At 74.4% G+C, this 12659-nt stretch carries 8 protein-coding genes; 7 read left to right on the top strand and 1 reads right to left on the bottom strand.

The window, feature by feature from the left end; genetic code table 11:
* The first annotated feature begins 87 nt into the window (after positions 1-87).
* A complete protein-coding gene (locus tag ACFCX4_RS16385; protein ID WP_376142883.1) occupies positions 88-1140 on the top strand; it encodes a GDSL-type esterase/lipase family protein in 1053 nt (350 codons plus the stop codon).
* A 177-nt stretch (positions 1141-1317) separates the two neighbouring features.
* Here the strand turns inward: ACFCX4_RS16385 and ACFCX4_RS16390 are convergent, their stop codons facing one another.
* Positions 1318-2610 carry a M14 family zinc carboxypeptidase gene (locus tag ACFCX4_RS16390; protein ID WP_376142885.1) on the bottom strand — a complete coding sequence of 431 codons (1293 nt, stop codon included), beginning with the start codon at positions 2608-2610 and terminating at the stop codon, positions 1318-1320.
* A gap of 434 nt (positions 2611-3044) precedes the next feature.
* Between ACFCX4_RS16390 and ACFCX4_RS16395 the strand changes: the two genes are divergently transcribed.
* From ACFCX4_RS16395 to obgE, 6 genes are all read left to right on the top strand, one after another.
* Positions 3045-4973 carry a TIGR03960 family B12-binding radical SAM protein gene (locus ACFCX4_RS16395; protein ID WP_376142887.1) on the top strand — a complete coding sequence of 643 codons (1929 nt, stop codon included), beginning with the start codon at positions 3045-3047 and terminating at the stop codon, positions 4971-4973.
* Between the two features lie 276 nt (positions 4974-5249).
* Complete coding sequence (locus ACFCX4_RS16400; RefSeq protein WP_376142889.1) at positions 5250-6050, top strand: TIGR03936 family radical SAM-associated protein; 801 nt, start codon at positions 5250-5252, stop codon at positions 6048-6050.
* Positions 6051-6449: 399 nt separating this feature from the next.
* Positions 6450-10241, top strand: a complete 3792-nt coding sequence (locus ACFCX4_RS16405) for an Rne/Rng family ribonuclease (RefSeq protein WP_376142891.1) — start codon at positions 6450-6452, stop codon at positions 10239-10241.
* Between the two features lie 218 nt (positions 10242-10459).
* The gene (gene rplU, locus ACFCX4_RS16410) at positions 10460-10774 is read left to right on the top strand and encodes a 50S ribosomal protein L21 (protein WP_376142893.1); all 315 of its coding nucleotides are present in this window, start codon (positions 10460-10462) and stop codon (positions 10772-10774) included.
* A gap of 12 nt (positions 10775-10786) precedes the next feature.
* Positions 10787-11044, top strand: coding sequence for a 50S ribosomal protein L27 (gene rpmA / locus ACFCX4_RS16415; RefSeq protein ID WP_355372266.1), 258 nt, complete (start codon positions 10787-10789; stop codon positions 11042-11044).
* A gap of 102 nt (positions 11045-11146) precedes the next feature.
* The gene (obgE, locus tag ACFCX4_RS16420; protein WP_376142895.1) at positions 11147-12625 is read left to right on the top strand and encodes a GTPase ObgE; all 1479 of its coding nucleotides are present in this window, start codon (positions 11147-11149) and stop codon (positions 12623-12625) included.
* The last annotated feature ends 34 nt before the right edge of the window (positions 12626-12659 follow it).

Consider the following 12659-nt stretch of genomic DNA (forward strand, 5'->3'; position numbering starts at 1 on the left):
ACGTAAGATGATTTCCCCCACTACGTTCTGGAGCATACGGCATCGAGTGCCGCGCTGCTGACGGGCCGACAGATCGGGGAACCGGCGATGACCGGGACGGTGGGGGAGTACGGGTTGCCGGAGGAGCCGGGGGTGGTGTGGCTCGACCCGGCGGACGAGCGGCTGGGCTGGGACGGCATCTGCGGCTTCGAACGGTCAGGGGGGAGCGTCCTGCCGCTGCGGATGCCCGGGGAGCGGATCGCCACCACGCTCTCCGACAACTTCGCCCGGCTCGCCGCGATCCCGGCCGGCGCCCGGTTCGCCATGCGTACCGACGCGACGGAGCTGCTCCTGGACCTGGACGCCGAGACGGGCACCGCTCCCCTGGACGTCCTGGCCGACGGCGTGCTCGTCGACCGGCGGCACCCGGGACCCGGCCGGGAACGGCTTGCCGTCGCCCTGCCCGGAGCGCCGACGGACGTCGAGGTGTGGCTGCCGCACCTGTCCCGCACCCGCCTCGCCGCCGTCGGCCTGCGCGGCCCGCGGCTGCCGGAGCCCGTCCCGCGCACCGGGCCGCGCTGGATCGCCTACGGAAGTTCGCTGACCCACGCGATGTTCCCGCACGGGCCGTCCGAGAGCTGGACGGCGCTGCTGGCCCGCCGGCACGGTTGGCGGCTGCGCAACCTGGGGTTCGCCGGCGAGGCCTACCTCGACCCGCTGGTCGCCCGGGTGGTCCGGGACACCCCCGCCGAGCTGATCACCCTGGAGATCGGCACCAACGCCTACATCCGCTCCGTGTTCACCGCCCGCAGCTGGGGCCCGGCCGTGTGCGGCTTCGTCGAGACCGTGCGCGACGGACACCCGGACACGCCGATCGCCGTGATCGCGGCCCTGCCGTCCGTCGAGCGCGAGCACGCCGTCAACGCCGCCGGGCTGACCCTGGCGGGAATCCGCGAGCTGACCGGAGCGGCCGTCCGGGTGCTCCAGCGGCTCGGCGACCGCCGGCTGCACCTGGTGGACGGCCGTCAGGTGCTCCCGGTGGCACGGGCCGACAGGCTCTACGCCGACGGGCTGCACCCCACGCCGCAGGGCGAGCACCTGCTGGCCGGACTGATCGAGCCGTTCCTGCTGCCGCTGCTCGTCCCGCCGCTCGACGGCTGACGGGCGGCAGGACGGCCAGGGCGTGTCTTGTGGATCTCGTCGGACAGGCCGCGGCGTCGGGGTGCGTGCATCGCGAGGCGGAGGAGGGAGCCACTGCGGAGCATCGGCGACCGACGACAACGCGGCGAGGTGCGTGCCCCGGCGTCGCGGGCCCGGCAGTGATCCACAAGAGACGCCCTAGACGCGGGGCAGCAGGAGGTCGGCGGCGGCGAACACCGCCCGGGTCTGGTGGGCGATCTGGGTGTCGATCGGCACCCAGCGGGCGCCCAGCCGGTGCAGGCCCTCCAGGCTCGCCGCCACGATCGCCCGGGCGCGGGCCCGGGCCGCGTCCGCCGCCGGGCCGCCGGAGTCGGCGAGCAGCCGCAGCAGCATCGAGGCGATCCGCAGCGGCACCCGCTCGGCCACGATCCGGGCGGTGGTCACCCGGGAGACCGTCAGCGGCGCGGTGGACCAGACGGCCAGCCAGTCGTCCACCACCGGCCGGCAGACCGCCAGGTTGAACTCGACGGCGCGCAGCAGCGGCCCGTACGCCACCCCCGCGTGCGGCGGCACCTGCGGCAGCAGGGCGGTCAACTCCGCCACCCGGCCGGCCAGCCGGTCCGCGCAGGCCCCGACGGCGGCCCGCACGTCCGGCGCCGGGCGGGCGTCGCCGACCGCGTCGATCGCCCACATCGGGACCTCCAGCACCGCGGTCGTCCCGCCGTAGCGCCCGGCGTAGGACCAGGTGGACAGCTCCGGCCGGTCCGGCAGCGCCTGCCGGCCGCGGCCCGGCGGCGGCATCACGTAGGTACCGGGGGCCGGGCTGTCCCAGCCGACCGCGTCGTAGGAGTCGACGTCCAGCGGGATCCCGCCGCGGGCGACCGAGCGGGCGAAGCGGTCGGCCAGAGCCGGCAGCGGCCGGGTGAGCTGCACGAACGCGCCGCCGAAGTCCACGCCGTGCAGCGAGCACTGGAGCGTCGGCCGCAGTTCGTCGATCAGCCCGGTGAGCACCCGGCTCTCCGGCATCGGCGTCAGCGGGCCGTCCGGGTGCGGCAGCAGCTCCGGCTGCTCGTGGAAGGCGGGGCGGAAGAAGTGCTCGTAGTGCCGGGCCGCGGTGAGCGGGCCGTCCAGCCAACCCTCGTTGAGCGCGGCGCCGTCCGGGTCCAGGCAGAGCAGCACGTGCCAGCCGACCCCCGGGCGCGGCGGCAGCTCCAGCGCCCGGCCGGCGAGCCGGAGGGCGGAGGCCAGGCCGACCGGCTCGTTCGGGTGCGGTCCGCCGACCACCAGCACGGTGTGCTCGCCCTCGTCCACCGAGACCAGGACCAGCGGGCGCCCCGCCCGGGAGCGGCCGACCTCGCGCACCCGGCAGCGTCCGGGGTGACGGTCGGCCAGCCGGCGGGCCGCGGCGATCGCGCGCTCCACCGTCGGATAGGTCTCGGCGTCGTGGCGGGGGGCTTCGATCCGGCGTACCCGCCGGCCCGTGTCGGTCATGGCTCTCCTGTCCTCGGGGCGGGCGGCGGCGCGGTCCGGTGCCTCGGTCGGGAGCGCGGCGCGGGTCGCGCCCGGCCCGCCCGGGGCGGCCGGTGCGCGCGTGGCCGACTCCCTCTTCCCGGGGACGCGCAGGACCTGCGGGTGGAGCCTTGCCAGTACCGCACGCGGCCTCGGAGCGTGTCAACAGTCGACGAGGTCCCGCGGTGGGGCCGCGGTGGACCGGCGGTGGGGCCGCGTTCACGTGCCGGGACCGGCCAGGACGCCCCCGGTCCCGGGCCTGCGCGGGCCCGGCACCGGTCCCCGGACGGGCCGCCGCCGGATCCCGGCCGCGCCGGGACGTACGGCGGTTCGGCTACCCTTGAGGGTCACCCCTCCCAGCCGTCGCCCCGCGGAGTGCGCGGCGGTCCCGAACGTCGTAAGGGTTCCTAGTACTCATGACTGTCGAATCGGTCTTCCCACGCCTGGAGGCCCTCCTCCCGCACGTCCAGAAGCCGATCCAGTACGTCGGCGGCGAGCTCAACTCGACCGTCAAGGACTGGGACGCCTGCGACGTCCGCTGGGCGCTGATGTACCCCGACGCCTACGAGGTCGGCCTGCCCAACCAGGGCGTCATGATCCTCTACGAGGTGCTCAACGAGCAGGAGGGCGTCCTCGCCGAGCGCACCTACAGCGTGTGGCCGGACCTGGAGGCACTGATGCGCGAGCACGGCGTCCCCCAGTTCACCGTGGACGCCCACCGGCCGGTGCGCGCCTTCGACGTGTTCGGGCTCTCCTTCTCCACGGAGCTCGGCTACACCAACATGCTGGCCGCGCTGGAGCTCGCGGGCATCCCGCTGGACGCCCGCGACCGGACCGACGACGACCCGGTCGTGCTGGCCGGCGGTCACGCCGCGTTCAACCCCGAGCCGATCGCGGACTTCATCGACTGCGCGGTGATCGGCGACGGCGAGCAGGCCGTCCTCGACATCACGAAGATCGTCCGGGCCTGGAAGGCCGAGGGGCGCCCCGGCGGCCGCGACGAGCTGCTGCTGCGCCTGGCCCGCACCGGCGGCGTGTACGTGCCGAAGTACTACGACGTCGAGTACCTGGCCGACGGCCGGATCGCCCGCGTCGTGCCGAACGCCCCCGGCGTGCCGTGGCGGGTCTCCAAGCACACCGTGATGGACCTCGACGAGTGGCCGTACCCCAAGCAGCCGCTCGTCCCGCTCGCCGAGACCGTGCACGAGCGGATGTCCGTCGAGATCTTCCGCGGCTGCACCCGCGGCTGCCGTTTCTGCCAGGCCGGCATGATCACGCGCCCCGTGCGGGAGCGAAGCATCACCGGCATCGGCGAGATGGTCGAGCGCGGACTCAAGGCCACCGGCTTCGAGGAGGTCGGCCTGCTGTCGCTGTCCTCCGCGGACCACACCGAGATCGGTGACGTCGCCAAGGGCCTGGCCGACCGCTACGCCGACGACAAGATCGGTCTGTCGCTGCCGTCCACCCGCGTCGACGCCTTCAACATCGACCTCGCCAACGAGCTGAGCCGCAACGGCCGCCGCTCGGGCCTCACCTTCGCCCCGGAGGGCGGCAGCGAGCGCATGCGCAAGGTGATCAACAAGATGGTGTCGGAGGAGGACCTGATCCGCACCGTCGCCACCGCGTACGGCAACGGCTGGCGCCAGGTGAAGCTGTACTTCATGTGCGGCCTGCCCACCGAGACCGACGAGGACGTGCTCCAGATCGGCGAGATGGCGAAGAACGTCATCCAGAAGGGCCGCGAGGTCACCGGCCAGAACGACATCCGCTGCACCGTCTCCATCGGCGGGTTCGTGCCCAAGCCGCACACCCCGTTCCAGTGGGCCCCGCAGCTGTCCGCCGAGGCCACCGACGCCCGTCTGGCGAAGCTGCGCGACTCGATCCGCGGCGACCGCAAGTACGGCAAGAACATCGGCTACCGGTACCACGACGGCAAGCCGGGCATCGTCGAGGGCCTGCTCTCCCGCGGCGACCGCCGGATCGGCGCCGTCATCCGCGCGGTCTACGAGGACGGCGGCCGCTTCGACGGCTGGCGCGAGCACTTCTCCTACGACCGCTGGATGGCCTCCGCGGAGAAGGGCCTGGCGGGCACCGGCGTCGACGTCGACTGGTACACCACCCGCGAGCGCGGCTACGAGGAGGTCCTGCCCTGGGACCACCTGGACAGCGGTCTCGACAAGGACTGGCTCTGGGAGGACTGGCAGGACGCCCTGGAGGAGGTCGAGGTCGACGACTGCCGCTGGACCCCCTGCTTCGACTGTGGGGTCTGTCCGCAGATGGACACCCACATCCAGATCGGTCCCACGGGGAAGAAGATGCTCCCGCTCACCGTGGTGAACAAGTAGTCAAATTGTGACAAGAATGTGACCATCGCTGGATGGTCGTCTTTGGGAAGTGCCCCGGTGGACCTGTCCGCCGGGGCACTTCCGTGCCGGGGCCGCGTGTTCCGGGGGCACCGGCCCGGGCAGGGGCGGGGCGGAGGGGTGGCGGGGGCGCGTACCCTTTGAGGTGACAGAGTCCGGACAGTGGCGGGAAACCGCTGCCGCGGACGGGGACACACTGACGAAGGACTGAGCGACCTGGCACGCCGTACGCCCGACGGTCCGCCGCCCGCGCCGACGGTGCAGCGGATCCGTCTCCGTTACACCAAGCGCGGCCGGCTCCGCTTCACCAGCCACCGCGACTTCCAGCGCGCCTTCGAGCGCGCCCTGCGCCGGTCGGCGGTGCCGATGGCCTACTCGGCCGGCTTCACCCCGCACCCCAAGGTGTCCTACGCCAACGCCGCGCCGACCGGCGTGGCCAGCGAGGCGGAGTACCTGGAGATCGGGCTCGCGGCCCCCCGCGACCCGGAGGAACTGCGCGTCCAGCTGGACGGGTCGCTGCCCGACGGCCTCGACGTGATCGACGCGGTCGAGGTGCGGACGTCCAACTTCGTGGAGCGCCTCGAAGCCTCCGAGTGGCGGGTCCGGCTGGAGGGCGTCGACCCCGCGGAGGCGGCCCGCGCGGCCGCGGCGTTCCTCGCCGAGGAGCGGGTCGAGGTCGAACGCCTCACCAAGAACGGCCTTCGGGTCTTCGACGCGCGCGGCGCGGTGGCGGCTCTCGAAATCGTCCCGCCGCAGGTCGACGGCGGTGCGGACACGGCGGGCGAACAGGCCCGCGATGTTCGGACCGGGCGTCCCTGTGCGATACTGCGCCTGGTAGTACGACACGCCACACCCGCCGTACGACCCGACGACGTGTTGTCCGGTCTCCGTGCGACGGCCGACCTGGCGCCGCCGGTCCCCGCAGAGGTGACCAGGCTGGCGCAGGGGCCGCTCGACGAGGGGACCGGCACGGTGACCGACCCGTTGGCGCTCGACCGCGCCGCGGCCCCGGCCGGCCCTGTGACGGCCGGCGAGCCGCGCGCAACCGCGTCCGCCTAGCGGGCGGAGGCCGGGTCCAGTTCCTCGACTGGGCCCGATGGTCCTCCGGGCCCCCGCGGCTCCCCAGGGGAGCGAACGTCGTCGAAGCACAGGCCGGTCTCCTTGCGGCCCGCAGGCCCCGAGGGCCGGTGGGCCCGAGGGCCCCCTCCGGGAGCCATCCGGGGTTGGGGGACGGCACAGCTTGGGAAAACCTCAGAAGACTGGTCAGAACCAGAAGACTTTCGACACCCCGCCGAGTGCGGGGCGCCGAGCGAGACTACGAGTCCCTGTGCGGCCTCGCGTCCGCACGGCGGCACCGTGAGAGGGTCCGGCCCGAGCATCGACACGATGCCGGCCGGCCACCGGTGCCCCGCCGTGCCCGGATGCGGAGCCCGGGGGCCTGACGGGAGATCCACCCGCATGCTCGATAACACCGATCCGCAGCAGTCTGCGGCCACGGAACAGACCGACACCGCCGGTACCGGCGGCGAGACCGGGTCCGCGGCGCCGCCGCGCCGGCGCCGCCGCGCGGTGTCCCGCCCGGCCGGCGCTCCGCAGGGCGCGGCCTCCGAGGCCGCCGAGACGGTCCTGCCGGCCGAGACCCCGGCGGCAGCCGCCGCGACCCCCGCCCCGGCGGAGCCCACCGAGGCGCCCGCCGCCGAAGCGGCGGAGGAGAAGCCGGTGCGCGCCCGCCGCACCCGCAAGCGCGCCGAGGCGCCCGCCGGTGCGCCCGAGGCCACCGCGATCGTCGTCACTTCGCCGGACGCCGACGGGGCGGCCGTCCCGCCGGAGAGCGCCGAGGCCCCGGCCGCCAGGACCACGAGGGCCAAGGCGGCGAAGACCGCCAAGACCGAGGCCGCCGAGCAGGCCGAGCCGGCGGAGAAGCCCGTGCGGGCCCGCCGGACCCGGAAGAAGGCGGAGGCCGCCCCGGTCGAGGAGCCGGTGCAGGCCGTCGCCGCGGCCGAGCCCGTCACCGCCGAGCCCGTCACCGCCGAGGTCGTCGCCGAGCCCGCCGCCGAGCCGGTGGCCGCCGGGACGCCCGCCGAGGAGGCGCCGGCCGCCCCGGCGCGCCGTCCCCGCCGCCGCCGGGTGGTCGAGTCCGCTCCGGTCGCCCCGGCCCCCGTCGCCGAGGAGCCGGAGGCCGTCGAGGCCCCCGCCGAGGAGCCCGAGGCCGAGGAGACCCCGGTCGAGGAGCCGGCCGTCGAGCAGCCCGCGCCCGCGCCCGCCGCCGAGGCGGAGCCGCCGCAGCGGGTGCGCCGCCGCGCCGTCCGCCCCTCCACCGCGCTCTTCCAGGCGCCGGTCTTCCAGGAGCCCGCGCCCTACACGGCTCCGGCCGCCGAGAAGCCGGCCGCCGCCGCGCCCGTCGCGGCGCCCGCCGCCGGGGCCCCGGCCGCCGAGGAGCCCGCCGCCGCCGAGGCCCCGCGCGAGGAGGAGGAGTTCGAGTACAGCGGCGTCGGCCGCCGCCGCCGCGTCCGCACCTCGGTGCGGGTGCAGACGCCGTCCCGCCGCCGGTCCGGCGGCGACAGGCCGGGCGTCGAGAAGGCCGCCGTCGAGAAGCCGTTCGCCGAGAAGCCCGCGGTCGAGAAGCCGGCGGTCGAGAAGCCGGCCGCCGCTGCGCCCGCCGCCGAGGCCCCGGTCGCCGAGGAGCCCGCCGTCGTCGAGGCCCCCACCACCGGCCCCGAGGCCGAGGACGAGTGGGAGGACGGCCGCCCGTCGCGCCGTCGCCGCCGGGGCGGCCGCCGTCGCCGCCGCGGCGAGGCCGAGGACACCGACGCCGAGGCGCCCGAGAACGAGCACCCCGTCCACGAGGAGCCGGCCGCCGCGTCCGCCGACGAGGACGACGAGGACGACGACCTGGCCGCCGGCCTGTCCTCCTCGCGGCGGCGCCGCCGGCGCCGCCGCCGCAGCGGTGAGACCGGCGCCGTCGAGGCCGCCGAGACCACCGAGGACGGCGTCCGCACGGTGGTGAAGGTGCGCGAGCCGCGCCGCCGCTCCACCGAGCCGTCCTTCGACCCGGACGAGGTGCAGTCCATCAAGGGCTCCACCCGTCTGGAGGCCAAGAAGCAGCGCCGCCGCGAGGGCCGCGAGCTGGGCCGCCGCCGGGTGCCGATCATCACCGAGGCCGAGTTCCTGGCCCGCCGCGAGTCGGTCGAGCGCGTCATGGTGGTGCGCCAGAACGGCCAGCGCACCCAGATCGGCGTCCTGGAGGACGGCGTGCTCGTCGAGCACTACGTCAACAAGGAGCAGGCCACCTCGTACGTCGGCAACGTCTACCTGGGCAAGGTCCAGAACGTGCTGCCGTCGATGGAGGCCGCCTTCGTCGACATCGGCAAGGGCCGCAACGCGGTGCTGTACGCCGGCGAGGTCAACTTCGGCGCGCTCGGTGGCCACGGCGGCCCGCGCCGCATCGAGTCGGTGCTGAAGTCCGGCCAGTCCGTGCTGGTGCAGGTCTCCAAGGACCCGATCGGCCACAAGGGCGCCCGCCTGACCAGCCAGATCTCGCTGCCCGGCCGCTACCTGGTCTACGTGCCCGAGGGCTCGATGACCGGCATCTCCCGCAAGCTGCCGGAGAACGAGCGCGCCCGCCTGAAGCAGATCCTCAAGAAGATCGTCCCGGACGACGCGGGCGTCATCGTGCGCACCGCCGCCGAGGGCGCCTCCGAGGAGGAGCTGACCCGCGACGTCCAGCGGCTGCAGCAGCAGTGGGAGGACATCCAGAAGAAGGCCGCGACCGGCAACGCCCCCGCGCTGCTGTACGGCGAGCCGGACATGACCGTCCGGGTCGTCCGCGACATCTTCAACGAGGACTTCACCAAGGTCATCGTCTCCGGCACCGAGGCGTGGAACACCATCCACGACTACGTCTCCAACGTGGCCCCGGACCTCGCCGGCCGGCTCCAGCGGTGGACCTCCGAGGTGGACGTCTTCGCCACCTACCGGATCGACGAGCAGCTGATGAAGGCGCTGGACCGCAAGGTCTGGCTGCCCAGCGGCGGTTCGCTGGTGATCGACCGCACCGAGGCGATGGTCGTCATCGACGTCAACACCGGGAAGTTCGTCGGCCAGGGCGGCAACCTGGAGGAGACGGTCACCCGGAACAACATCGAGGCGGCCGAGGAGATCGTGCGCCAGCTGCGGCTGCGCGACCTCGGCGGCATCATCGTGATCGACTTCATCGACATGGTCCTGGAGTCCAACCGCGACCTGGTGCTGCGCCGCCTGCTGGAGTGCCTGGGCCGGGACCGGACCAAGCACCAGGTGGCCGAGGTCACCTCGCTGGGCCTGGTGCAGATGACCCGCAAGCGGGTCGGCCAGGGCCTGCTGGAGTCCTTCTCCGAGCCCTGCGTCCACTGCAACGGCCGCGGTGTGATCGTCCACATGGAGCAGCCGAGCAGCCACGTCCACTCCGCCGGCGGCGCGGCCGCCGTCGAGGCGGGCCCGGCCGGCGGCAAGCGCCGGCGCCGGGGCAAGGGCGGCGCGGCGCACGAGGAGCCGCAGGCGGTGGAGGTCACCGAGGCCGTCGAGGCGCCGGAGGACTCCGAGGACGGCACCGAGGCGCCGGTCCGCGAGGAGATCGAGGGCCAGCTCGCGATCGAGGTGCCGGGCGTGGCCGAGACGACGGCCGCGGCCGTCGCCGAGCCGGTGGCCGCCGAGGCGCCGGTCACCGAGGCCCCCGTCACCGAGGCGCCGGTCACCGAGGCTCCGGCCGCCGCGCCCACCGGGCGGCCCCGCCGCCGGGCGGTGCGCAAGGCCACGGCCCCGGCCGGTGCGCCGGGCGAGGCGGAGATCGTGGTGCTGCAGGCCAAGGCGGAGGCGGCGCTGGAGTCGGCCCTCGCGGCCGTCAGCCCGGCCGCCGAGCCGTCGGCCGACGAGGCCGGGACCGCCGGGGCTCCGGCCGTCGCCGGGACCGCGGAGGCCGTGGCGGAGCAGCCGGTCGAGCCGACCGGGTCCGACGCCGGGGCTCAGGCCGACGAGGCCGGTGCCACCGCGGCCCAGGCCGGGCCGGCCGAGGCCGGGGAGCCCGCCGAGGACGCGCCCGCCCCGAAGAAGCGGGCCCCCCGCAAGACCGCCGCCAAGAAGACCACCGCCGCCAAGAAGACGACGACGGCGGCCGCGGCCAAGAAGACCACCGCCCGCAAGACCGCCACCAAGCGGACGAGCGCGGCGGCCAAGAAGGCGGCGGCCGCCGAGGGTGATACGGCGGCCGAGTAGTGCCCGGCCCGGGGCGGACACCCTCCGCCCCGGGCCCGTACGGGCCGGTTTGCCCCATCGGCGGCCGGTCCGTATTCTTGACCATCGGCGTGTCTACGCCATGCTCCCGAGCACATCACCTCCCGGGCCTCGCAAGAGGACGACGGGGGAGGCCCCTGTGTCCGTACCCAGGTGGCTGGCATCAGGAGCTCCGACCGAGTTGGGAAAGTAGGTACCGCATGTACGCGATCGTTCGCGCAGGCGGCCGCCAGCACAAGGTCGCCGTCGGCGACGTGCTGGAGATCGACCGTATCGAGGCCAAGCCGGGTGACTCGGTGGAGCTCTCCACCATCCTGGTCGTCGACGGCGAGGCCGTCACCTCCGACCCGTGGGTGCTGGCCGGCGTGAAGGCTCACGCCGAGGTGGTCGACCAGACCAAGGGCGACAAGATCGTCATCCTGCGCTACAAGAACAAGACGGGCTACCGCCGTCGTCAGGGCCACCGCCAGCGGCACACCGCGGTGCGCATCACCAGCATCGACTCGGTCAAGTAAGGGGATAGCCAGATGGCACACAAGAAGGGCGCAAGCTCTACCCGCAACGGCCGTGACTCGAACGCCCAGCGCCTCGGCGTGAAGCGCTTCGGCGGCCAGGTCGTCTCCGCCGGCGAGATCATCGTCCGCCAGCGCGGCACCCACTTCCACCCGGGTGCCGGTGTCGGCCGCGGTGGCGACGACACCCTGTTCGCGCTGACCGCCGGTGCCGTGCAGTTCGGCACCCGCCGCGGCCGCAAGGTCGTCAACGTCGTGGCCGTCGAGGCCTGAGTCACACCAGACTCACAATGAGGGGTGGGCCGGAATGTTCCGGTCCGCCCCTCGTGCTTTACCGCAGACAGACCAGAGACTTCTTCGCACTGGAGGACACCCATGACCACCTTCGTGGACCGCGTCGAGCTGCACGTCGCCGCGGGCAACGGAGGCCACGGCTGCGCCTCCGTGCACCGCGAGAAGTTCAAGCCGCTCGGCGGCCCGGACGGCGGGAACGGCGGTGAGGGCGGCAGCGTCGTCCTCACGGTCGACGCGCAGGTCACCACCCTGCTCGAATACCACCACTCGCCCAAGCGCAAGGCCACCAACGGCAAGCCCGGCGCCGGAGGCCACCGCACCGGCGCCGACGGCCAGGACCTCGTCCTCTCCGTGCCGGACGGCACCGTGGTGCTCGACAAGCAGGGCAACGTGCTCGCCGACCTGGTCGGCCACGGCACCAGCTTCGTCGCCTCCCAGGGCGGCCGCGGCGGCCTCGGCAACGCGGCGCTCGCCTCCGCCCGCCGCAAGGCGCCCGGCTTCGCGCTGCTCGGCGAGCCCGGCGAGGCCCGTGACATCGTCATGGAGCTCAAGTCCGTCGCCGACGTCGCGCTCGTCGGCTACCCGAGCGCCGGCAAGTCCTCGCTGATCTCGGTGCTCTCCGCGGCCAAGCCGAAGATCGCCGACTACCCGTTCACCACCCTGATCCCCAACCTGGGCGTGGTGACCGCCGGCGAGACCGTCTACACCATCGCCGACGTGCCCGGCCTGATCCCCGGCGCCAGCCAGGGCCGCGGCCTCGGCCTGGAGTTCCTGCGGCACGTCGAGCGCTGTTCGGTGCTCGTCCACGTGCTGGACTGCGCCACCCTGGAGCCCGGCCGCGACCCGCTGAGCGACCTGGAGACCATCGAGGCCGAACTCGCCGAGTACGGCGGCCTTGAGGACCGCCCGCGACTGGTCGCCCTCAACAAGGTCGACGTGCCGGACGGCCAGGACATCGCCGACCTCACCCGCGCCTCCCTGGAGGAGCGCGGCTACCGGGTCTTCGAGGTGTCCGCCGCCTCCCGCAAGGGCCTGCGCGAACTGAGCTTCGCGCTCGCGCAGATCGTCGGCGAGGCCCGTGCCGCCAAGCCGGTGGAGGAGTCCACCCGGATCGTGCTGCGGCCCGCGGCCGTCGACGACGCCGGCTTCACCATCGGCGAGGAGGACGGCGCCTACCGCATCCGCGGCGGCAAGCCCGAGCGCTGGGTCCGTCAGACCGACTTCTCCAACGACGAGGCCGTCGGCTACCTGGCCGACCGGCTGGCCCGCCTCGGCGTCGAGCAGGAGCTGTGGAAGATCGGCGCCCAGGAGGGCGACACCGTCATCATCGGCCCCGACGAGAACGCCGTCGTCTTCGACTGGGAGCCGACCATGGCCGCCGGTGCCGAGATGCTCGGGCGCCGTGGCGAGGACCACCGCTTCGAGAACCCGCGTCCGGCGGTCGACCGCCGCCGCGAGAAGCAGAAGGGCCGGGACGCCGCCGAGGCCGAGTACCTCGCCTTCGAGGCGCTCTCCAGCGGCCGCCAGGCCGCCATCGAGGGCGACGACGAGGACTACTGAGCCGACGGCCGGCCCGTGGAACCCGGGAAGCCCC

Source organism: Kitasatospora sp. NPDC056327 (assembly GCF_042261735.1).
In the GTDB taxonomy this organism is placed as follows: Bacteria; Actinomycetota; Actinomycetes; order Streptomycetales; family Streptomycetaceae; genus Kitasatospora.